General features: G+C 43.9%; 15 protein-coding genes. 2 read left to right on the forward strand and 13 right to left on the reverse strand.

The annotated features are described in order from the left end of the window. Positions 1–4 precede the first annotated feature (4 nt). The 4 genes from AC1DOV_RS25690 to AC1DOV_RS25705 form a co-directional block, all read right to left on the reverse strand. Positions 5–1015 carry an SGNH/GDSL hydrolase family protein gene (locus tag AC1DOV_RS25690; protein ID WP_477551349.1) on the reverse strand — a complete coding sequence of 337 codons (1011 nt, stop codon included), beginning with the start codon at positions 1013–1015 and terminating at the stop codon, positions 5–7. A 22-nt stretch (positions 1016–1037) separates the two neighbouring features. Next, positions 1038–1856 (reverse strand): carbohydrate ABC transporter permease, encoded by an 819-nt coding sequence (locus tag AC1DOV_RS25695; RefSeq protein ID WP_441882569.1) that lies wholly within the window; start codon positions 1854–1856, stop codon positions 1038–1040. A gap of 5 nt (positions 1857–1861) precedes the next feature. Then, positions 1862–2731, reverse strand: coding sequence for a carbohydrate ABC transporter permease (locus tag AC1DOV_RS25700; RefSeq protein ID WP_441882571.1), 870 nt, complete (start codon positions 2729–2731; stop codon positions 1862–1864). An 89-nt stretch (positions 2732–2820) separates the two neighbouring features. Next, complete coding sequence (locus AC1DOV_RS25705) at positions 2821–4197, reverse strand: ABC transporter substrate-binding protein (protein ID WP_477551350.1); 1377 nt, start codon at positions 4195–4197, stop codon at positions 2821–2823. Positions 4198–4354: 157 nt separating this feature from the next. Between AC1DOV_RS25705 and AC1DOV_RS25710 the strand changes: the two genes are divergently transcribed. Together AC1DOV_RS25710 and AC1DOV_RS25715 are read left to right on the forward strand one after the other, a co-directional pair. Then, on the forward strand, positions 4355–6160 hold the full coding sequence (locus AC1DOV_RS25710; RefSeq protein ID WP_477510875.1) for a sensor histidine kinase: 1806 nt from the start codon (positions 4355–4357) through the stop codon (positions 6158–6160). Between the two features lie 40 nt (positions 6161–6200). Further along, the gene (locus AC1DOV_RS25715) at positions 6201–7754 is read left to right on the forward strand and encodes a response regulator (RefSeq protein ID WP_477510876.1); all 1554 of its coding nucleotides are present in this window, start codon (positions 6201–6203) and stop codon (positions 7752–7754) included. Between the two features lie 143 nt (positions 7755–7897). Here the strand turns inward: AC1DOV_RS25715 and AC1DOV_RS25720 are convergent, their stop codons facing one another. The 9 genes from AC1DOV_RS25720 to AC1DOV_RS25760 form a co-directional block, all read right to left on the reverse strand. Then, on the reverse strand, positions 7898–12868 hold the full coding sequence (locus AC1DOV_RS25720) for an FN3 associated domain-containing protein (protein WP_477551351.1): 4971 nt from the start codon (positions 12866–12868) through the stop codon (positions 7898–7900). 5 nt (positions 12869–12873) lie between these two features. Next, on the reverse strand, positions 12874–15189 hold the full coding sequence (locus tag AC1DOV_RS25725) for a helix-turn-helix domain-containing protein (protein ID WP_477510878.1): 2316 nt from the start codon (positions 15187–15189) through the stop codon (positions 12874–12876). A gap of 64 nt (positions 15190–15253) precedes the next feature. Continuing rightward, positions 15254–16810 (reverse strand): extracellular solute-binding protein, encoded by a 1557-nt coding sequence (locus tag AC1DOV_RS25730; protein WP_477510879.1) that lies wholly within the window; start codon positions 16808–16810, stop codon positions 15254–15256. A 56-nt stretch (positions 16811–16866) separates the two neighbouring features. Then, the gene (locus tag AC1DOV_RS25735; protein ID WP_477527710.1) at positions 16867–17742 is read right to left on the reverse strand and encodes a carbohydrate ABC transporter permease; all 876 of its coding nucleotides are present in this window, start codon (positions 17740–17742) and stop codon (positions 16867–16869) included. Between the two features lie 19 nt (positions 17743–17761). Beyond that, on the reverse strand, positions 17762–18655 hold the full coding sequence (locus AC1DOV_RS25740) for an ABC transporter permease (RefSeq protein ID WP_441882589.1): 894 nt from the start codon (positions 18653–18655) through the stop codon (positions 17762–17764). Beyond that, complete coding sequence (locus tag AC1DOV_RS25745; protein ID WP_477510881.1) at positions 18652–19713, reverse strand: alpha/beta hydrolase family protein; 1062 nt, start codon at positions 19711–19713, stop codon at positions 18652–18654. Before AC1DOV_RS25745 ends, AC1DOV_RS25740 begins: the two co-directional genes overlap by 4 nt. Positions 19714–20208: 495 nt before the next feature. Further along, positions 20209–22599: an S-layer homology domain-containing protein gene (locus tag AC1DOV_RS25750; protein WP_477551352.1), complete on the reverse strand. Its 2391-nt coding sequence runs from the start codon at positions 22597–22599 to the stop codon at positions 20209–20211. A 44-nt stretch (positions 22600–22643) separates the two neighbouring features. Continuing rightward, positions 22644–24266, reverse strand: a complete 1623-nt coding sequence (locus tag AC1DOV_RS25755) for an extracellular solute-binding protein (protein ID WP_477551353.1) — start codon at positions 24264–24266, stop codon at positions 22644–22646. Between the two features lie 31 nt (positions 24267–24297). After that, entirely contained in the window at positions 24298–25188 is an 891-nt protein-coding gene (locus AC1DOV_RS25760) for a carbohydrate ABC transporter permease (protein WP_441882597.1), read from the reverse strand. Positions 25189–25198: the final 10 nt, after the last annotated feature.

Below are 25198 nucleotides of genomic sequence, written 5' to 3' on the forward strand. Positions count from 1 at the left end.
AGCATCACCCTTCTATTAGATGTTCAAATGCCTGATAATAAAGCCAATGCCCATAATCATTCGGATGATTAATATTGTTGAGCAGAAGGCTCTCTGGCGTTTTTCCTGCTCGTAATTCTTGTTTCCAAATCTCATTCACATCTACAACGCCGATATCATATTCCTTCCCCAAGCGACGAAGAACTTCAGCGTATCCATCCATTAGCCCACTCGTATATTTCCACAAGGGATTTGGCTCGCAAGGCGTAACAAGCACAATATCTGTTTCACAGCTACGCATCGTAGTTTCTATAATCGTTCGAATATTACTCTCGTAAATAGCATAAGGTACTGCCACTTCTCCCTCGAATAGATTCTGATCATTCATCCCGTACCCTATCGTTAGAAGATCGGGTTGATTAGACACAATATCCTGCTCTATGCGGGCTGCGCCTCCCGTGCTTGTCTCTCCTCCGATTGCTTTATTAACAACGCGAAGGTTTCCACTCGAGCTTATAGCAGATAGCCGATGCGCAAAACGTTGATAAAAAGTATAGCTATCCTCACTTGCCTCTCCGCCTTCGCTAATGCTGTCACCAAAAACCACATAAACAGCTTCTTGTCCGGCATTAAGCTTTTTCATCGTGTTTTTTAATAAACGACTAGCCCCCAAGCTCATTCCGGCATTTAATTGATGTTGATGTTGCTCCCTCTCATATTCGTAGTCTATAAATACAGTGAAACTGCGATTACTGTATTCCTCAAACAAATGATGATCGAAGTTCAGGTTTTGAAAGAATACATGGTCAGCCCAATCCCGTATACTGCTTGCGACCGTTCTTGCAATCAGCCCAGTTTCATAATCAACAATAAAATCCTTTCCTTCTTTATAACTAACCGACTTCACATGCTCGGAATTCGTATGTGTTCTTAAGCTCAAGCTTCCTTTGACGATCGGGTGGAATCGCAGCTGCTGCTTTTCTTGCCCCACAAAAACGAGTGACTCCGCTGTTTGTTTCACGTTATGCACTGACATTTAGCAAACCTCACCCTCCCATTTAACTTTTCACTGCCCCTGCCGTTAAGCCTTCAACGATGTACTTTTGCAAGAATAGATACAATAGAATGACCGGCATGGATACCATAACCAAGTCAGCAAAAACCAGATTCCAATCCGAGGAATGCTGACCAAAGAAAAAGTATACGGTCAAGCTTAAGGTGAAGCGGCTCGCCGTATTTAAGAAATAAAACGGGGTAGTGAAGTCATTCCATACCGACATAAATGCAATAATTAGGACGCTGGCGCTTACCGGCTTCAGCAATGGGAAAATAATCTTCCAAAACAATCCGTAAGGGCTAACTCCGTCAATCATTGCGGCTTCATCCAATTCTCTTGGAATGCTATGAAAAAAACCGATGTATACGTAGGTTAGAAAAGCATAATTCCCAGCAATATAAAGCAAAATCACGCCTAAATAAGTACGAACCAGATGCAAATCAAACATCAGCATATACGTCGTAATAATGGAGGAAGGCAATATTAAGCCGGCAATAATAACCGTTTGCAGCAGCCTGCTCACCCGGTTATCTCTCCGTTGAATGAAATAAGCGGACAGTGAACAGAAAATAACGATAAAGAATACACTAATGACGGTTAAAATCGTTGTATTCCATAATGCCTGAGGAATCTTGGCATTTACGAACACATCTGAATAGTTATGCCATAGGTTCCATTTCGTCGGGAAGGATAATCCTAAATCTGAAGCCTCCGCCTGTGTTTTGAAGGAGTTCACAACGACCAAGTAGATAGGAATGGCGATGATACAGCTAATGAACACAGATAGAGCTTCCCATAATGTTTTACGCAATACTCGCATTCCACTCACCCTCTGTTGTCTTTATTTAGATATTTGTTCGTTATGGATACAAGGACGAGAATGATCACAAACAATAACAAGCTAGCGGCAGTCGCTTCCCCATTTCTTCCTTGCGAGAAACTTTTGTAGATCATTGTGTTAATTACGCTAGAAGCATTCCCTGGACCGCCTCCAGTAAGCGCATAAACGATATCGAATACTTTTAATCCGCCAATGAGCGAAATAATAATGTTGGTATTCACAACGGGGAGAATCATCGGGAATATAATATGCCTCTTCTGCTCCCAATTTGTTGCTCCGTCAATCTTGGCGGCTTCAATCATCTCTTTCGGAATGGTCTGAAGTGCTGCCAGAAACAAGATGACCGTTAATCCCGTCCACTTCCATATTTCAACAAAGGAGATGGAATACATCACGATATGGCTATTTGTAAGCCATTGTTGGGTTAGAAAACCAAGATGAAGGTTCTCCAATAACACATTGATAAACCCCCGGCTCGGGTGAAATAGGGCTGTAAATGCCAGTGATACTGCAATCGGGCTTAGTATGACGGGAAAGAAAAGGGCAGAGCGCAAGAAATTTGTACTTCTTAGCTTTTGGTTTACAAAGTTAGCTAATATAAACCCAAGTCCGACTTTACCGACTGTTGTGACCACTGTGAAAATAAAAGTATTCTTAAATGCAATAGAATTGCTCGAATCATCAAATAGGGATATGAAATTTTCAAATCCAACGAGCCGTGTGTAATGAAAGGTGGCGTCTAGATTCGTGAAGGCATAGAAAAAATTTGAAATCGCTGGCCACACGAAAAAGATTAAAAATATACAAAGTCCTGGAGCTAGCATTGAGTACCTGTAGTAATGACGCTTCAGCATTTATTTGCCCTCCAAAAAAGAGAGAGAGTTTCTCTATTTCAGAAACACTCTCCAAATTTGCTTTTCATATCGACTATTTCTAGAAAGCTTTACTTGAAGTTCGGATCATCCTTAGCTTTAGCGTTCTTCACTAATTCTTTCTGTTCCGCTTCTTGCACCTGCTCTGGGGTTTTCGCGCCTGCTACTAAATCCTGCAGGAATGCTGGATAATCCCCGTATCCATAGGCAGGGATGCCTTCGCTAGGATTAACGCCGGTTGGAGCAGCTTTTCCTTCCTCTCCAAACTTCTGTGCATCAAGCTCAGCAGGTGTCAGAAGTGTATTCGTAACTCCCTTGATGGCTGGTATACCGCCTTCTGCGCCGAAATAAATATTTTGAGTCTCAACGGATTCAAAGTAGTTGACGAATTTTTGAGCCGCCTCTTGATTGCTTCCTTTCACGACATACATAGCATTAGGCGCATATACCCCAGCAACGTCCTTGCCCCCACCATTAAAGGGAATAAGGAATGCTCCAATATCATTCGTTTGTTCAGGGTATTTGGCCGCAATATCGGTCATGACCCATGTAGCCATTGGATACATAGCTGCATCCCCATTTGCCAATGCCTTCTGTGCATTATCATAAGTATCCGATAAATAATCTTTGTTTACATACTTCTTATCAACAACTTCCTTAAGGAAAGTCATCCCCTGTCTTTGAGCATCAAAATTAGAAAACGTAGCTTTATTGGAAAATACTTTGTTTGTTAATTCCTGAAGGCCAGCCTGCGCCGCACCGGACTGATGGGTTGGAATTTGCAATGTCCAAGCATCTTTGGCGGACAAGTATACTGGGACTTTGCCTGCCTTGCTGATTACTTCAGAAGCAGCCCAGAACTCATCCATCGTCGTTGGAATTTGTAAGCTCAAGCTTTCAAAAACCTTTTTGTTAAACAGCATAACCGCCATATTAGATCCGCCGTAAGGAGCCGCATAAAATGTTCCAGCCGAGTCGAATGCACCTGTCCAAACCTTCTTATCGAAGTTAGCCATCCAAGGCTGATCCTCCTGTGAAACGAACTGCTCTTCCGGTTTCCCTAAGCCGTAGCCCTCATTAACGCCTCCATAGAAGAACAACAGATCTGGCTTATCATTCGTGGCAAACCGGGTTTTGATTAAATTATCCCCATCTGCGCCCTCAGGAAGCTTCTCAATCTCTAAAGTGATTCCGACCTTCTCTGCAGAGCCCTTCAGAACCGCTTCCATACCGCCCTTTAACCAACTCGTATGCATAAGTGCCTTTAGAGTAATCTTTTCTGGCGGTGCTGATGGTGAAACATTTTCCGAGGTTGGAGCTGCACTGGCTTCTGACGGCGTATCCGTTGAATTACTGTTGCTATTCGTTCCTGCACAAGCTGCTAAAACAAGCATGGTAAGAACCGTTACTATCCATAACAGCGTTCTCTTTGTGGTGAGACCCCTCATGTTCATTCCTCCAAATTTGTGATGTAAATGCTTACAAAACCAATGTTATGTTTTTTGCTTCTTATCGTAAATGGCGAATTTGAAAGTACTAGGGGAAATATTTCACACTGGGCAAGGCTGCATTTTTAATGTGTTATACTGAACGGGGAGGTCGTCTATGCTGTCTTTCAAAAATTTACAAACGAAATTATATGTGACTTATTCGCTTGTCCTCATCGTCATTGCACTCATTATCAGCACTCCGATGTATGTATATTTGAAAAATAATATTGAAACCAATTTAAAAGAAAATGTGGACAAGCTTGTAAGCGGTTACTCCAATGCTCTGGATGTTTATTCCACCATTAATAACAACGTAACCACCCAGCTATATATTAATCGTGACAATTCCAGCTATACTGCCGTCCAATATTTAAGCTCTATCGCCTATCTCAAAAATACGAGTCCCACCGAAACGTTACAGTCCGAAAAGGCCATTCAAAACTCCCTTTACTTGAATGCTGCCGTCTATCAAACGATTCATAGGATTAATTTGTTTACGTCAAAAGGTGACTTCTACTCAACTAACGAAGCTGACGTAGATATTATGCAAACCATCCTTGCGAATGATGGATTTAAGAATGTTCAAGCTGCGAAGGGCTCTTCCTTATTGAATTTTTCGGAGAAGGACAGATGGCTATCCCGTGATTCCGAAGCCGTCTTTTCATTTCTGCGTCAGATCAGCTGGGACTCGCATCCCGTTGGTTTTCTTGAAATCCAATTCAAAGCTTCGGATTTATTGCATGTAGAGGAATTAGATTCGAAGCAGGATAAAGAAATTATGATTGTACAAGCGGACCAGGTTCTTTATTCGTCTACACCTCCCTCATCCAACAAACTAGCCTCGATCCTTAAACAGGTTGGCAATGGGAATACAGGGAACGGCTTCATAACGAATGAAAAGGGGACTAATGATTTCTATATGTATCAGACCTCTGAGAAAACAGGCATAACGATTGTAGCCATTATTCCAAAGTCGCAACTTTTTGCGCCATTGCTCTTATTTCGTAATGTCACGATCATAAGCGTTCTACTCCTTATTGCGATCTCGGTTTTTGTTTACTTTATTCTCGCCAAAATTTTAACGCATCCTCTTAAAAAGCTAAAAAAAGCGATTGATTCTATTAATTTAGGTGAGACCAATCAAGCCTTTATTGAAAATAAATTTCATATGGGTGAAATCGAAATTATTAACCGTTCCTTTCTAGCCTTGAACCAGCGTTTACAAGATAGTCTTGAGGAGACTGTTCAATTCCGAACCTTGCAAATGCAAGCTAAATTCGATGTGCTACAAGCTCATATCAATCCTCATTTTTTATTTAATATGTTAGGTGTCATTACTGTTTTATCAGATAGAGGCCAGCAAAAGGCTGTATCGGACACAAGTAGAAAACTTTCTCAATTCTTACGATATTCGATTTCTTCCGGCTCGTCGATCACAACCGTAAGTGAGGAGCTAGAATTTGCACAGCATTATTTGGATCTATTAAAATCTCGCTATCAACACCGGCTACATTATGATATAGAAGTTCCTGAATGGCTTTTAAATATTCAAATTCCCAAATTAATGATACAGCCTATTATAGAAAACGCCATTCAGCATGGTTTATCGGATAGCGATAAGCAATTGAAAATTCAAATTATCGGTAAAATAATCGGAAATAAGTGGGAGATACGAATCAGTGATAATGGTGTCGGGTTTGAACCTGCTTCTTTGGAAACGTTGAAGCACAACATTCAAGGCTATCTTGAACGCATTCAAAATAATCAAACATTAAACGAGCCTATTTCAATTGGAGGAATGGGCCTAGTGAATACGATTGCTAGACTTCAGCTCATGTTCAAGGAGCAATATCAATTCTCCTTCGGCAATAACGAGGATTGCGGAGCCTATGTATGTTTCCATGGCTACATCAAACTTTAACATAAGTTCCCTAACGTATCATGTAATGGAGGCGGCTGCCATGAGGATTATGATTGTTGATGATGAACCCTTCTACATGGATCATCTTAAAGAAGTAATTGAAAACAGCGACTTTAGCAAAAGAGAGCAGACCCAGATTGTCGCCCAATGTATTAGCGCTAGCCAGGCACTGGAAGCCATACCGACCGTTCAACCCCATTTAATCTTTACCGACATCAAGATGCAGCTCATGAACGGGATCGAGTTTGCAGCCATCATTCGGCAAAATTGGCCTCATATCATCGTCGTAATCGTGAGCGGTTACTCTTCCTTTGAATATGCCCGGGATGCCATTCGGGCCAATGTGGAGGACTACCACGTCAAGCCGGTTGATCCTTCAATCATCGAACAATTATTAGATAAGACGAATACACGCATTAGCTTGGATACCTATCTTCAGCAGCAATCTTTATTAAATGAATTGCTCGAAAACAAGAGTATAGAGGGAAGTATCCAAACCACTTTACAGCAGTGCTTTCCATTCTCTAGCTATTATGTGTTTTGCTTTAATAAGCCTACATTTTCACAAGATAAAGCTCGTTGTCCCACTCTGACGGAGCAAGAAATCCAAAACAAACTATCTTCGAATCCTTTATTGCTAAAGAACGAGAAGGCTTGGATCGTTTCAAGAAATGATTTCAAAAGGGGATTTATTATCCTCGGATTATATCAATGCGGCGACCAGCGGATTAAACAACTTGCTGAGGAAATTGTTCTGATGATCGGCGGTTCAGGCAGTCACCCTTCCATCGCCGTTAGTCGAAGCTTTAACGATATTAGACAGTTTCACCAGGTTGCAAATCATCTTCACGATGAGCTGTACCATCAACTGGTCATTGGACAATCCAAGACGATCTTTTTATCTGAGCAACAACCCGCTTTAGAAAAACTCAATCTGCTCCTAAGCAGCACCGATGAGAAGAAAATTGTTATTGCGGTGGATAAAAAGGATTGGAAGCTGTTAAAAAAAATGATCTTCCATTGGTTTGAGCAGTGGGAGGAGCACTCCTGTCCGAACCTCTATTTACAAAGAAATGGCAAGCAAATGGTTCAATGGTTAGAAAAGCATTTCCGCTCATTAGAACCCCTCATAAGTATCACAACGGAGAAAGAAATGGAGGAAATCATTGAATCCGCCTACTCCTATTCAAATGCTGCTGAGGATATCTGGAACTTGCTATCGCATATTTTCCGATTTGAAGACCATGACCCCGCCAGTAACAAAGGAGTCCGATTACTTGAACAAATCTCCGACTATTTATCCGCGAATTTGAGCGAAACAATTTCAATGACTCATATTATGGATCGATTTCAAATTTCGAGCACCCATTTAGGAAATCTATTTCGCAAGCATCATGGAGAAACCTTTGTCGAATATTTAACTACTCTCCGCATTAATAAAGCGAAGGAGCTCATGCGAATTCATCCAGAGATGCCTCTAAAAGAAATTTCTGAAATTACAGGTTATACAGATCGGCACTATTTCACCAAAGTATTTAAGCTCGTTACAGGTAAATCCCCGACAGATTATAAAGATCAGCTTCTTCAGGAATAGAAGTTCGAGGCTTATTGATTTTTGTCCCAAATGGATTTTATAAATAAATAATAAGAGAGACTCCAAGGCATCTGCTGCCTTGGAGCCTCTCTTCAATAACTCTTTATACCTGAATATTCCTAAGGGGGGTTTGCTGCCGACATTTAGCTATGAACAACAAGTGAGGTGAGCGTAAGTTCCACCTCCGTATCGCCCACTGCCACTAAATGTATTTCTCCATAACCGCTTGTCGGCCTAAACGCAAATGATTTTACCGCCGAGCCTAGTTCCGGTTGTATAAGCTCAACGCTTCCAACAGCCTCAACTCCTTGCAAAAACACCGTATATTCGCCTGGAGTTGAGAATCGGAGTCGCAGGCTCATTTGATCCGATTGAACATCAAGCAGCTCGATATCAGCCAAAGCGCTTATTCGAATATCATGCGTTCCAATCCGCACCATCTTCGTTACCGGATTTGTACGTTCTCCTACAAGCAGGCTAAGCAGCTCAGCACCTTGGTAATTCGGGTACAGGTAATCAGAGGTTTCCCATTTCAGCAAACTTGTTGCATCATACAAATGAGTAGGATACCGGCTATCGGCGGCCGTCGTTTGCCTTGATCCGCTTACGGATAAGCCCTCACTGATTTTGGAGTAGTCAATGCCTCCCGCATCCAAATAATCCTCCCATAAACCAGATGACTTCATAGATTCATATAGCTCCATCAGTGCAATCCCGTAATCATGCCCGGACCACTGGACTGGTCTCCCGAACCAGGTAGAAGGAAGCGGCACACCGTTGCTCCGATAGATGGATTGCCCAAAGGAAGCGATAGCTGAATATTCCATAAATGTATGGCTGCCAAAAAATCCTCCCTGGCCGTCAGCTTTCTCTATGCCATAACTTCCGTCACTCCATAGATAAATGAAAGGCAATCCTCTACCCGCCCACAGCTTCGCATTTTCCAAATATTTGTCTTCGCTCGTCAGTGTGTATGCTTCCACATTGGCTCTTACTGCAAGTGCCGCCGTTCCCAGCTCAGGAATCATATTTCTCAGCTCCCATGACTGCGAGCCTCTAGGCATCGTAAAGCTGTCATTCATATAATTCAAGCCGGCAAGGCCATAAGTTGTCGCATTTTCATTGCCAGTCAGCCGAGCATGTCTAAGCATTTTGAACAAAAATTCGGCATTTGATCCCGCCGTTACGTCCGATAATTGGCCGATAAAAGGACTCGTTGGAAATCCTTTGCGTTTAATGAAGGTTTCGTAATCCCAATAGATGCCCTCCGTTACATCAGCGGGATTTACGAGCTTCGCCGTTGAGATCAAGGAATCTACATTGACGCCTTGCATAGCCTCCATCGTTTTTGCGGTTATTCCTTCCAGATAGAAAGGAAGAATGTAGCCATAAGCAGAATAATTGCTGCCTAACCCAGCCATTGCTGTTTGAACCCGCTGCTTCGCGATGTTTTGGTAGGAGGCGGCGGCGTATTTATTCAATAGGGCATATGGTGTAATAAATGCAGATGTAATCATTGGCGTCGCCGCAGGCCCGATACGATTCATCCATTTATGATCAGAGGGCGACCATAGATTCTCAAAGCTGGTCAGAATAGCTTCGCTTTCCTGCTGCATCGTTCCATGTGCGTAGGGGAGCGGCTCTGCAAGCCCGTGCTCCTGCGTCCACTCTTCAATGGTCGCGGACATTTCCGTCCCTTCCTTAACAAACAACTCGGATTGGAGCTTTAGTAATTGGTTAGCGCCTAACTGATAAGACTGCCGAACCGGATTTTCATTATTGGCGCTAGCTGTTGTTTTATCGTAAAAGGTTGGGATGCCAGTTGCAAACGTCGCATTTTCATTGACCCCTTTAAAGATCGAAGGAATAAATAAGCTTAGTTTGGTAGAAATCGTGTCTTCGCCTCGTTCAAGGCGATTGGGTATGCCAAAAAATGCGGACGGTTGATCATTTATACCGTCCCATTTTTGCCTGGCATCCCACATTAATCCAAACATCAGCTCACCTTTTCGAACGGCCATTAACGGCACCGTAATTTTTCGCGGATGAGGAACATAACGATAAGCGTCTACATTATCGATGACAGCATCGGTATTCGAGGACTGATTGTTATTCGTCATATCGTCCAGCCACTCCAGACCAGGAAACAGCGCTTCGTTAATATAATCGCCCTGCACATCCGTCATTGAACGAATGACCCGGTAGTTCGGATCGAGCGCTGGAACATCGGCTTCGCCAAGCAGCAGCGTTGGTCCGATAATCGCTGCAATATTCCTTGCCTGATTCGATTGCAGCATGTGCTCCAATTCCAGATTCCCTGAGGCAGTTTCTTCAACATGGATCGCTCCTGACCATAATGCTCCATCGGAAGCCTCAAAGGATATTGAGAAGCTGGAGCCCGTAGCCCCGCTTGCATAAAGCTCCTTTACCGTAAGCTCGTCATGTATTATTTCCTGAACGCTACCAAGTGAAGGCATAACGGCGATTCTGCTCCATGCGCCGTCGCGTTTTGCCTCCAGCCAGCCGTAGCCGTAGCCCTCCAGTCCGGTATGGCTCGGAGCCGGGAATACCAATCGCCTCTCTCCATTTCCGATAATGACGTCATCCGGCTGTCCGCTGCCGGGCAGCGTTGCCGGCAAGCTGAATATGCGGGATAAGCCTCTCGTCGTTGCGATGCCATTTCCTTTTACCGAAAAAGCGATTGCGCCAGCCCCTGTATCCAGCACATTGACATTATAGACAATTTGTGCGGACTCTCCTGCCGATAGCGCAGTGAGATCAAAACCTGATACTGGCGTTATTTCAAGAAAATCCGGAGCGCTTAGCTGCAAGTCAAGTCCCGCTACGCTGGCGCCAATATTTTCGATTTCAGCTTTTATGACAAACTGATCGCCCGGCGATACGATTTCGTGGGCCGAAGTTTGAAACGTAGTCAACCGAATTTCAGGAGAAAGATCTTGCTTGCGCAGCAGCTTGATTTCCTTGACTACAATCTCAATGCCGTCCTTCATGCTCGGATAGGTGGCCATCGGATCGATTCGAAGCTTAGTGATGTTCCCCGTCCAGCCTGCATGCTCGCCCATATCTATCAAATAATTCTGGAATTCCGGAATCTCTGCAGCGGTGTTGCGAAACGATATTTTTCTAGATTCGCTCAACCTGTCTGTATCTACTCCCGCATCCGTCCCGAAATAAATAGCGGCATTGGCGGTATGGTTCACCTTCATCGTTAAGCTGACATAACGGTATTCAGAAGGAATATTCGGATAACCCGCGCTGTGCGGCTCCAAATAGAAGGTTGGATTCGATGTAGAAGCTCCGATTGGCTGATCTGTCGTAAATAAATGAACACCCTCCGAATCCCGATAAACGTGATTCACATCAATATGATTCGCCCAAACGCCTGTATCCGAATTCACATCCCAGCCGAGCAGATTCGACCAAGGGGCCGCCGGCTTGCCATACAGCTCATCTTGCTCCTCCGCAAACAGCTGCACGCCGCTTGTGGTGAAATCCCAATCGGTAACCTGATTTGCCAGCAGCGGAACTTTCGTATACTTTGCAGAAGCTGCAGCTCCGGCTATTTTCCCCCTTACTGCCTTTACTTTCATATACGTTGATGCCGTTACGGTCAGCCCCGCTGTTGAAGCAGGAACAGCTATTCCATTTAACGCCGTATCCGTCGCCGGATCATAAAGCGGCTCCGTTCCATCCGTTGTGTAGATCAGCGAATCTGCGAACGCCGATTGTATAGCAATGGTCTGAGAATTATGAAATATAGCTGAATTCGTTAGAGAAACCGGATTTACTCCTGCTGTATACGTTACTTGCTTCTGGTCTTTGATCACACCATCTAACAGTGCGATAGCTTTCAACGTGGTAGTCGCATTAATTTCGATCGAATCATTAAATATAATATCGCCTTCGATCAAAGTACCGTGGGTAAAGCTTGGCTCCGAACCGTCCAGTGTATATCGGATTTGATCGGCTCCAATGACGGAAATATCAACCTGCTTGGTTTGTCCGAAAAAAGTATCGCCGCTGGATACCGTCAATTTGGTGTCTAACGGATCCCCGACAAAGACGGTCCCGCTCTTAAACATCGTAATATTCGTATCCACATTCGTTCTGCTGCTCGTATAGACGGGGGTAAGCTCGACTCTGTAATCCTTTCCTGCTTGTAAACCGTCAACAAAAACATATTGATTTCTCGGTCCCGTATATTCGACGGACTGCGGGCTTCCATTGTCGGTTATATTTTGATAATTGACCTTAAATTTGGAAACGCTTTCATTAAAAGCGGGAATAAAGAGATAAAAGCCGTTTGTATCGCCTGCCAGTTCTAAGCTGTCACGCTCTGCTTCCGGCCTTAAGTGGTTAAATAGAAAATTATCCATGGTGAATCCGACATTGGCATTAGCAAATACGCCAACGAATCCTGGCAGAGCCTCGGAGGATCGAGTGACATCGACAATGGGCGTTGCTGAACCATTTAAATAAGTAAGAACACGGTCGCCATCAACAACCTGCTTCACGCGAAACGTTTCCCATGGCAATACATCGCGGTTTAACGCCGGTACGCCATAATCCTTAATCGCCCGGAACTTCCCGCTACCCGTATTGGCAATAGAGGTGCTCCCTTCAAAAAAGTTCATTTTTGCATCATAGCTGATATGCGTCTTCAGCTGCGAGTCCCAGCCATCGCTCCAGGCTTGCTTCTGAAACTGGATACCGGCCTGTTTATTCAGCTCCCTATGCGTAACCGTCATATCAAAGGAAATCTCAAAATCGTCGTATTTATGAGTGGGGTTGCCGTTGAAACCATAATCAAATACACCTACGGTTGAAGCTTCTACTGGCCCAACAGCAAGCTGCCCGCCACTCAAGGCTACATGTGCTGTATCTCCTGAGAACTTGAAGGCAGAGCTGCTTCCGTCATGATAAATTCCGTTTTGCAGTGTACCGGCTTGAAAATCCAGTAAAAAGGTGGAACCCTCTCGAATGACAGCGTCATTCGAGCTTGCTTCCGCAGTTAAAGGCTTGCTTGCCAAGCCGGCTGGCAATAGCAGAATAACCGTCATAAGGACGGCAAAATACTTCTTAATCCTAATCATATCAATCACTCCTGTCTCTGATTTTTTTCTCGATATTGCCCTGGCGTTATGCCTTCTTGCTTGCGGAAATATCGAATAAAATTTTGCGAATTATTGTATCGCAGCCGTTCGGCAATCTCCAAAATTTTCAAATCGGTATCAACCAGCAGCTTCTTGGCTAACTGCAAACGGAAATTCGATAAATAATCGCTAAAATTGAGACCTACCTCCTTGCGAAATACACCACGGATATAATCCGGATGATAACCGATCCGGGATGCGCATAATTCTAATGTAAGGTCCGTTTCAGCTTCTTCGTGGATCATAGCGAGCATTTGATCGGAAATTTTGGCATATTGATTTTTCCGTTTCTTCTCTAGTACATTCATCATCGGATAAATAAGAATTTGGCTAAACCATTGCTCCATTTCCTTAATCGTCTTGAGCTGATACAACTGGTCGATTAATGACTTTTCTCCATCATAGAGAGAGTCTATCGGCTCACCCAGGCTTTGCGCCATTCGAACTAAATCCAACAGGAAGGATGTCAAAGGAACAAAATATTCTCTATGCCCTACCTTCTCATTGAAAATATCTTGAAGATACTTATGAAGCAGCTGGTCAGCCTGAGCATAATCAGCAAGCTTGATTGCATCCAGCAGCTCTTGTTTAATCCCATCCGGAATATGCGAGAGGATCGTTCCCTCCGGCTCGACATCCATAATATGAATAATGCAGCTAGGACCCATGCGTATCGTATATTTAAGCGCCTCGGTTGCGTCCTGATAGGCCCAAGGAGCAGATTCAACCGTTGGATAAAACCGGCTAATTCCTACGCTAGCTTTCAAGCCCAGAAACTGATCAATCTTTTCTCTAGTCTCATCGGCATACGCATTGATTTTAAGCTTGAATAATTCCTCAGACGTCTCATTACTGCCGATCAGTGTAACCTGTGTGCGCTGCATAACGACAGGCTTCAGCCTTTCGCTTTCATTCAAAACCTCGCCGGCAATATTGTTTATAGCAAATAGCAACAGCTCTTCATCTCTATTCTCATACCGGGTTCCCTCAAGCGTATCAATCTGGATCGCCATGACGCCAATATAATGCCAATTACGGTTTGACGTTATCGCATCCATTCGCTCCGTCATTTCTTGGGCCCTCACTTCTCCCTGATAAAGCTTGATCATGAACAGCTCATCAACATAGCGCTGCTGACCTTCGACAATGCCGGAGAGACGATTTTTCGCATACAGCATTTCATAGACCTGGCTGTCAATATATTGAAACTCATCACTGCTGCGCTTGACTGTTGATCCTTCTTCCTTCTCAGCAAGAAAGCGGTAAAGACGACTGATCGGGCTGTACATTTTTCTAGACCCCAGCAAGGCAACAAACAATGTACCTACAAAAATCAGCAAACATGCCGTGTAGGTATACCATTTAATGACCTTGGAATCCTTCGTAATGAGATTCACCGATGAAATGGATACATAGGTCCAGTTATTATAGGAGGATTTGCGGAAATTGACGCCCATATCGGTATTTATCTTCGCATGGTTATCGCCAACCGCCTCTGCCGTGGCAAACATAAACTGCAGCTCTTTCTTATCGCGAAAATCCTGCCCGATTTGTTCTTCATTGCTGTGTGCGATGACAATCCCGTCATGATCGAGAATCATCACCTCGCCAAGCTCATTGTTATTGGTCAACAATTTCGTAATCTCTTTATTCATAAATTTGATGATGATTAATCCCGAGGGGCTTTGTGCATGTAGCGGCAGCTTTTTGACCAAATGAACCTGCTTTCCCCCGTCAGCAGTCGTCCAAAAGCTTGACTTGTCAACCTTGGCGTAGCTATGAATCATTTCCTTTTGATTAAGTGCTTCCAGCCGCAGAACCTCCGTGCTGTTGTCGATCACCCATCCGTTGTTGAAGCTGACGAGCCATATGTCATTTATACCGAGCTCGAAGCTTTGCAGCTTATGTAAGCCTTGAAGCAAATCATTCACAGTTTCGAATTGATTAGCAGTCAACGGCATATTTAAAGCTGAGCTCACAAGAGATGAATTCATAAATTGAACAGCAGATAAGTCCGCCATCTTCAAAAGCTGCTCAACACTTTGCTGTGTTTGTTCCAAATTCAGACGATTGGCCTTGGTTACTTTATCTTGAATAATCTCGGAGGACTTATAATAAGAAAGAACGCCAAGAACGATGACAGGAAGAGTTCCCAGCAGCATGTTAAATAGAAATAATCTCGTTAAAAATTTCGGCAGCCGGTTTCCTAAAATAAGTAAAACCTCCATATTTTCAAATAACTTAAGGAATTCACCCTTCATAAAGCGGTGAACCCCTGTCTCGTTATTGTAGATTAACTATTCAGGAATGGCTACGAATCTACCATTATTTCTGTACAGCGCTGTATTGCTCTGTCAATTCCTGAATAGCTTGGTCTCCCCCGCTTTTACGCCATGATTCTATCGCTTTTTGCCAAGCGCTCTCATCGATTTCGCCCATAATGAATTTCACCCTGGCATCGGTAAGAATTTTGGTCATTTCGGGTCCCTTCTCAGCCAAGGTCGTCGATTGAAAGGCTTCTACTGGATTCGGCACTACAATTTCAACATTGTCTTTAAACATTTGTTTGTATTTTTTTACGATTGGCGCATCCTCGCCTGCTGTCACTAAAGCACCGTCATCGTAACGAATTTGGTTAATCGAATTGATATCTGTCTCATAGGCTTTGCCATCGGTACGAACCGGTACTCCGTTATCTTGCTTGTAGTGCTTACCCTCAATTCCCCATTCAAATAAATTTTGAATTTTCTCATCAGACAGCTTATCCAGGAAAGCAAGAATGTTTTTTAGCTCTTCCTCGGTTTTTACGCTCGTTTTCGGGAACATATACAAACCGTTATATCCGCCGTTGAATAGCATCTGACGCTCGCCCGCTGGACCGCTGATTCTGCTAATTACATCAAGCTCGGCATTTGGATTTACTTTGATTAAATCATTAAAACCACTGTTCACATCATCTAGTGCGCTAATAATCAACCCGGCATTTCCTTGATTCATCGCTTCTACGCGCTTTGTACCCGGCGTAATCGCAAAGTCCTGATTGATCAGCTTCTCCTCATACAACCGTTTATAAAGCTTGAGCACATCCAAATATTCACTCTTGAAAAAATCAGGAACAACCTTGCCGTCCTCAATGCCATACATATTGTATCCGCCATGCCAAGCGAGCAGCGCTTGGAAACCGTTCATGCCTCTGCCTTCGTACATCCCAAACGTATCGTTTTTGCCATTTTTATCAGGATCTTGCGTAGCAAAAGCTTTGATCACATTGTAGAAATCATCGATTGTTTTAGGAGCTTCCAATCCTACCGTATCCAGCCAATCCTTGCGCAAAATGATGCCTTCGCGCGCCACAGGACGGCTGCGGAATACACCGTATGTCTTGCCTTCTATGGCGATGTTGTCAAGCACAAGCGGATTCAGCTTGCTCAAATTTGGATAATCTTTAAGGTACGAACCAATTTCCCAGAACATGCCAGACTTTGCTGCGTTAATGATGCTTGGGCTTTTGTTACCCGTTATCATCATAATTTGCGGCAGCTCGCCGCCGGCAATGGTCGCATTGATTTTATCCGTATAAGCAGAGTTAGGAACCCATGTAATATCAAGCTTCGTCCCGGTATATTCCTCAATGAACTTAATCGCTTCATTATCCGCTTTTGGCGGCTCAACCGAATAATATTGATTAATCATGGACAGTTTGATCGGTGCAGCAGGCTTAGCCGTTTCCTCTGGTGCCGATGTAGATGTCGGCGGTAATGACTCCTTCGCACTGTTTGTGCCTTTGCCGGCTCCCTGACTGCAACCAGCCAATAGGACCGCTGATAGAATGATAGCACCACCAAATCTCATAGCAGCTTGTAAGCGATTCCAACCCTTCATTTAAAAATCCTCCCCTTGCTCTCATAGTTTTATATTAAATGACGACGCATCATACGTCATCCTTTAACCGAACCCAATAGAACCCCTTTGGCAAAATGCTTCTGTAAAAATGGATAGACCATTAGAATCGGAAGCGTCGATACCGTTATCACAGCCATCTTGACGGACTGCGCCGGAATCGCAAGCGATTCGCTCATCTGGCTTGCGTCGCCAATGCCGCCTTCCGCCATAATAACGACCTGTCTTAACAAAACCTGAATCGGCCATTTAGCCGTATCATTAATGTAGAGAATGGCCGTGAAAAAGGAGTTCCAATGCCCTACCGCGTAAAACAACGAGAAGGTAGCAATTGCCGGCAATGAAAGCGGAAGCACGATTTTAATTAATATTCCTATATCATTGCATCCATCGATTTTTGCTGCTTCCTCAATTCCATCAGGCATCTGCTGGAAAAAGTTTTTTAATATAATGAGATTGAATGCGCTGATCGCACCCGGAAGCAGCAAAGCCCACAGCGAGTTCATTAAGCCTAATGCCTTCACAACCAGAAAGGCGGGAATCATCCCTCCGCTAAACAGCATCGAGAAAATGATCATCAGCATAATCGGTTTTCTTCCATGCAGTTCTTTTCGCGATAGCGGATAGGCCATTAAAGACGTAAATATGATGTTGATCGCAGTCCCCGCCAATGTAATGAAGATCGTATTCAGCAGGCTGCGTACAATTGTATTTGTCGAGAAGATGTACATGTACGCATCTAATGAAAATTCCTTTGGAAAAAACACGACGCCACGCCTAGCAAATTCCTCTGATGATAGGAAGGAATTAAAAACAATATATAAAAACGGCAGCATAGCGAGTACGGCAAACAAGATTAAAGCCGTAATATTGACAATATCAAATAACCGCCCGCCAACAGTTCGGTCTTTCATGCTAATTCACATCCTTCTTCTAATAAATGCCTTCTTCCCCAGCCTTCTTAGCGAGTGCATTTGTTCCAAGCACAAGAATCAACCCAATTACGGATTTAAACAGTCCTACAGCTGTGCTATAGCTGAATTGTCCTTGATTAATGCCGGTCGTATAGACATAAGTATCGAATACCTCGCCAACCTCTCGATTTAAAGCATTAAGCATTAATATAATTTGTTCGAAGCCCGTATCCATAAAGTCTCCCAGCCGCAAAATCAACAAAATGATGATCGTGCCGCGTATAGCTGGCAACGTAATATGCCATAGCTGACGAATGCGTCCTGCTCCATCGATTTTTGCCGCTTCATACAGCCCGGGATCAACCCCTGCCAATGCAGCCAAAAATATGATTGTACCCCAGCCCGTTTCTTTCCAGATAATCTCCGTCATGATCATCGAGCGGAACCACTCAGCGCTAAGAAGGAAATTAATTTTCTCTCCGCCCATTTTCACGATAAGCTCATTGATCACGCCACCCTCAACCGTAAATAAAATGTAGAAAACACCGACTACAACTACCCACGAAAAAAAATGGGGAATATAAATCAAAGTTTGTACAAACCGCTTGAAAAATTCCTTTCTAACCTCATTCAGCATGAGTGCTACAATAATCGGCAGCGGAAAGAAAAACAGTAGATTATACATAGCCAGCACAACTGTATTCCAAAATAGCAGACCAAAGGTTGGTTCGTTGAACAGTCGGATAAAATGCTTCAGTCCGACCCATTCGCTTTTCCAAAAGCCCAGATAAGGCTGGTAGTCTTGAAATGAGATCAACACGCCCCACATTGGAAAATATTTAAACAAAATAAAATAAACAAGCCCAGGCAACAACATGAGATATAGCCAGCGATCACGAATTAATATTTTCATGCCAATCCTCCCCAAAAATCCTTCTTGCGCTTAGGGTCATCCCGATGGTAGATCGAATAACCTGACTTTGCTCCCGCAACATCGAACACCTTACTATTCAAGTCATATTGCAAGACCGCCACCTCGTTCAAATCTTGCAGCACTACTGCGAATTTTTTCGTGACGAGATATCCCGCTACGATGAATAAACCCTTATCCGGAATCTCAATTGGGACAGCATTACGTATACGGTTAACCTCGCTTTGCTCCTGCATTTGAACAAGCTGATCGCTTGAAGCATTTCCCCAGTGCTCCCTTGTGCCTACCCCCACCAGTTCCAAATAATGAACCTTCCTTGATAGTCCGAGCTCTTGAATCCGTTTCATATAGATCCGCGCATGCTCCACCGGCACACGAATATCTTTATCGCCATGAGCAATAAACAACGGGGTAAGCAAATTTTCGGCCAGCGCCAAGCCGCTACGTGATTGATAAGCCTCCGGATTATGCTTGGGAGGAAAGCCTATCCATACATCCAATTCATCGCGGAATTCTCCAATCTCATCCTGCTCATACCAAAGCGCATAATCCGAAATGCCGCACATTGCCGTAGCTGCGGCAAAAAAATCCGGAAACTTTGCGATTATGGCATAAGCGTTCCCGCCTCCGCCGCTTCCACCCTCGAAATAGACCAACTGAGAATTACTAATGTATTCTTGATAATGGTCTTGCACAAACCGGACTGCATCTATTACATCGAGCAGCTCCCACCCATTGCAGTCAGGGCGGCCATCAGAGAAAGCTCTCCCTCGCATATCAACCTCGACCACAAGATAGTTGCCACCCCCGTAAGGCTCTTCCCTATGTTCGAAGGGTGGGATGCTCATATGCCATCCATGTGTCGTGACTAAAATAGGCGAAGGCTCTGTAGGCTTTAATATTCTCATCGCCAGGCGAAGACCAGGCTCCTTGGATGACGGGTAATAAATAAAATCACAATAGGGTGAATATTTATTAAAGCGTTCATCATGGCTTTGGCGTTTTTCTATAATCCGATCCTCATACTTCTCTAAGGTCATGCTGCTTGTGCTCCCTTCAAATGCGGTTTAATTATTCCAAGCTTATCGAGCTGTACAATTACCGTCTATAATCATCGCCGAGCGAGTTGGCTTAACCTTGCACACATAATCTTTAGCGAGTCACCATAATCATTGACGGAGATAGCCGAGAAAGGGCAGCTACATCAGTCATTTCAATATTTTCGAGCCCCACGCTTTGCGTGTAAAATCAAAAAAAATAAGCCTCGGATTCCACTTTGATTGTGGTTTCTGAGGCTTATTCTTTCAGCTCCTTGCGACCGAACAGGCATTGTTTTCCCATTTCGTCAGAGCCTCACTATTTATAAGGAATAAGGCAGTCATTCCATACTAAAAAAACCGACTACTCAATGTCGGTTTCTTAGTCACAGCGAAGCGAATACTCGACTAGCTGCAGATTTTCTCCAATTTTATTTTGAGCGATGCCGTTGTAAAGGGCTTGCCAAGATACTCGCAAACCCTATTTTCAAAATTATACTAATTCTTAGTTTCTCCATCACCGGCGATAACCTGAACATTAGTGAATACTGCCTTATTATCACTTGTACTAGCTGGATTGCTGAGTGCCAAACCTATATAGACATCATCATTCATAATCGTTTCAAAACTGCTGACTACCGTCCAGTCCACTCCATTATTTGAAATTGAACCGGTAAATACATTGCCGCTGCGATTCAGCTTAAGCCACAATGGCGGACTACCAGCCATCGTCTGATCGACGGTGCCTCCCCCCTCATTTTCCCGATATTGAAAGGTGGCTCCATTAACTGGGGTAACCATCATGTCTACATGCTTAGCGTCCACGTCCAACGTCTCACGAATCATCAAGCCTGCTTTGGCCCATTCACTCATTTCTTCCATCATAGTCACTTGCGCTATAATCGATCCATCCCCATGCAGTGGCTTATAAATATAATTTAATAGATCGTTATTTCCCCAAATATCGGTTGAACTTCCTGTTAACGTGAATGTCTCGTCCGCCGCATCATAGGATGCATCGCCAGTCTTCAACCCGATATTTCTAGCTTTCCAAGGCTGTGGCAGAACAGCATCATAATCATGCTCCACAGGCGGCTCCCAGCCTGCAGTTGGCCAAGCTCTTCTCGCATCGATTGCTTTAAGCACATTCCAATCCCAAGCGCCATAATTAAAGTAAGAGAGATGTGTAATAGCAGGAAAGTTCTCTCGAATTCCGCCATACACCGCTTGATATTCGTCATCCGTCCAATTGTCATCGAGCGTTGGCACGATCGCTACTCCAGAACCAACAAGGAACGATGTATCGGATAAAATCCCGTTCTCGTCATAGACCCATTCCTCATCGAATCCCCAATCATCGAAATAAGCCATCGGAGCTACAAAATTTACTGCATCCTTGAACTTCGAAGCATTTTGGCCAACCTCTACGAATTCCGGAGGCAAAATGAAAACGCCCAGCTCCATGCCCGCTTTAATCTGCTCGATATCCTCACGAACATCCTGCACATAGCCGCCGATTTGATCCGTTCTCCATTCATTCCATTCAATCCTGCGAGTAGAATCTTCATCAAAGTTAATATCCAGCGGCGAATATCCGTATATGCTCTCGTACAGGTTAACCGTGTAGCTGCTTACATCCATATTGTAATTATCGAATCTCAACCAATCGAGAACCACGCCATCTATATCATAATTGCTTACGACCTCTTCAATAATCGAGCGCTCATAGGCTTGAACATCGGGATGGATCGGGTTGACGAAATACTCACTGCCATTCGAGCCTGTATAAGGAACTGCAATACCGTCAACTAAAGCGTGCATCTGCCAGCTTGGACCCTTATGAAAAGCTGCCTGATCATGGAACTGAGGAATCCATGCACGAACCTCAATACCCTTCTGATGCGCCTGCGTGATCACTTGCGAAAGAGCATCAAAGCTCTCATAGCCATCGGCTATGGGGGCGATCGCACTGTTGTAAAATACATGGCCTGAAGGCACTTCATCGTCTTCGTCCTGTTTGACACTCATATTAATAATATCCACATTGTACTTAACGGCTTGCTCAACAAAGTCCGCTACATCACTTGCACTCCGAAACTGGTTAACCGTTCGTACCGTAATCTCGGTTTTGAACGGCGTGTTCTCTTCTTCAACTGGCGAGGTTACTCCCCCGTTGCCGTTGCCTCCATTATTGCCGCCGCTATTGCCGCTTCCGTTATTGCCGTTTCCACCAACATTCCCGTTTTCCGGTTTGATGGGAAGCTGGCTTAATTTAACTTGCAGCGAGCGATCCAGGATAACCACCAACTCCGCACGTGTCAATGGATTCAAAGGCTTAAATGTGTTTGCAGAATTATAGCCGCGCATTATACCTTGAATGACCACATTGCCAATTGCTTCCTTGGCCCATTCGGCAAATTGTTCACTATCCGAAAACTCCATCATCGCAGCATTTTTATCCACTTGCAATTGAAGCAGCTGATTTATAACAACAGCCGCTTGCTGCCTTGTAATGAACTCTCTCGGCGCGAATTGCTTTGCACTCTTGCCGCTGATATAACCAGCTGCGACAGCCTTTGCAACATCTTGATAAAACCAACTATGCTTAGGCACATCCTGGAAGGTCAGCTCGGATTCATTCGTGAATTGAAAGGATCGATTAACAAGCGCTACAAATTCGGCTCTTGTTAAAAGCTGATCCGGCTGAATTGAACCATCCCCGTAGCCTTTCAACCAACCCTTATCCATCCATTCTGTTAATTCCTTATTAGCCCAATGATCGACAATATCCCGTTCCGATTCTGCCTCCGCTGCAAAGCTAAATGAAGTGAATAACATACTAAAAATAAGCATTAATGCAACGATCCTATATGATTTTAAATGACTCATACTCCGGCCCCCCTATTGTAGAACTGGGTTACACCTTGCTCCACTCAATATTCGGCATTAATTTTCTTAACATTCGCCTGCCATTTCTCGGTTTTAAATTCGAGCAGCCGCTTCAGTCCTGCTTTTTCTGCGTCATTTGATGTTTTCTCTAAGATGGATGCGACCTCATCATCAGATTTAGCAAACACCATATTTGCAAAGGCTACTGTGAAAATATCAGAGATTTGCTGTGAGATAATGCCGAGCTCTGAATCAGGCAGCGGATCCACATTGACGAATTCGGTAATGTCCTTTGATGTCTCCCAAGTGACAGAGCTTTGCGCTATCGTCTCCCATGATCTTAGCTTCTCCGACAAGGCCATCTCCAAGCTTACCTTGGCTTTATCGATGAAGGTCGTGTTGCCCGCCCAGTTGAAATCTTCAAATTTCCTCATCGTTTCCGAACGCTTATTGACGTCCCCATTTTTATAGTTTTCATTCGGAATTGGAGATCCATCCTCATTTTGCTCATCCCAATAAAGGCCTTGCGGTCCGAAGAATAGTACCTTCTGTCCTTCAGGTCCTGTAAGCCAGTCATAATAAGCGAAGATTGCTTCGGGATCTTTGGCTTCAGTCGTAATAACGTTGACATTCCATCCTAAGCTTTCAAATCCACTCACAAAAATATTCTTTTTGTCCAATCCAGCTTTATGAATCGGCCAAATAATTTCGTAACCACCGTCTGGTTTAACCTTAGTCAATTCACGATGCCCTTCTGCTCCGTAAGTTGTAATATTCGATTCGACCATAACAGCCACTCGGCCTGTGTTTACTTTTTCTTTGACTGCATCCTGGGTTTGTGTAATAGCATCTTGGGTAATCAATCTCTCTCGGAATAGCTTGCTAATATACTTCATCGTTTCCTGAAATGCAGAGTCCTCATAGATCGAGACTAGCTTGTCGCCTTCCGGATAACCCCTCATACCGATGAATTTGCTAGTTACACCTTCTTTGAAGCCTCCGTACAACAATTCCAAGCCGGCGCCCTTCTCCCCAACTTCAAGCGGTACAACATCTGGGTACGTGTCTCTGACTTTAATTAAGTAATTGTATAGATCATCGAATGTTTCCAGCTTCGGTCTGCCAAGTTCATTATAAATTTCTATGTTTACCATCCATCCGCCGTTCCCAAAGGTTCCCGATGTATACCAATTTGGAATTTGATAGATTTTCCCATCCTCGGAACGAAGTAGATTGAGCGTAGATTCCTTCACATACTTTTTGAAATTGGGATACTTATCGTAATACTCATCAAGCGCCACAAGCTTTCGTGCTTGAACCAAGCGGTCAACTGTCGCACCGCGATCAGTAAATATGACATCTGGCAAATCGTCAGAGACAATCATCGTGTTCAGCTTCTCCACCGATGCGCCGCCAGATTGAATCGGCTTAACGGTAACTTTCTTGTTGTCCAAAATCCATTTGGTCGCTTCGTTATCCGCCCAAGGTGCCGTCGTTAACCAATCATAATGACCATAAAATGAAAACGTTACCGGCTTTGGACCGTCGTTTCCTCCGGAATTATCCGGGTTGTTCGATACTTGCGGCCCATTGTTGTTGTTTGAACAAGCAGCCAGAAAAACCATCAGGACAATCAATAACGACACCCATCTCAATCTTGTATTCATTTTTTCCCCTACCTTCTTTTTTTTATTGGGACTATCCCTTTATCGAACCGATCAATACCCCTTTGACAAAATATTTCTGCAGGAAAGGGTAGGTCAGAATGATGGGAATAGTAGCAACCATCATCGTAGCCATCAGAAGAGACTTTGTCGTTATGCTTCGGTTTCTGTTGATATGTTCCATTGCGATTGCATTGCCGGACGACATTTCTGTCATAATATTCGAATTCATAATTTGCCTTAATAAGGTCTGAATGGGCAATAGCTCATCCTTGGAAATATAAATGGCTCCGGTAAACCAATCATTCCAATGCCCCACCGCCGTAAATAATCCAATGGTAGCTATAATTGGACCCGAAATAGGCACAACAATTCGAAAGAAGATTCCGTAATTGCTGCATCCATCGATCTTCGCGGATTCTTCCAGTCCGTCGGGAAGCGCGGAGAAAAAGGTACGGAAAATGATCATATGATAAACACTGATCAATCCCGGAATAATCATGACCCAGAACGTGTTCATCAATCCAAGGTTTCGCACCAGCAGGAAGGTCGGAATTAATCCGCCGCTGAAAAACATCGTCACAATGAAGAAAATCATATAGTAATTCCTTAGCTGTAGATCTCTCTTAGACATCCCGTATGCCAGCAGCGACGTAACGAATACGGACAGAATCGTGCCGATCACTGTACGCATCACCGAGATCCAGAAGGAATTCAACAATCGAGTATCCTTGAATACAACATTATAATTTTCAAGTGTAAATGCCCTCGGCCAGATCGTAACTCCGCCAAGTGCCGTATCTCTTCCTTCATTAAAGGAAATAACTAGAGAGTTCCAGAAAGGATAGAACATCACGATCCCCAAAATGACCAGGCTCGCATATATCAAACTCTGAAATACTTTATCACCCGTGCTTAGCCTCATGCTTGCATTC

The organism is Paenibacillus sp. 01T47 (assembly GCF_056398245.1).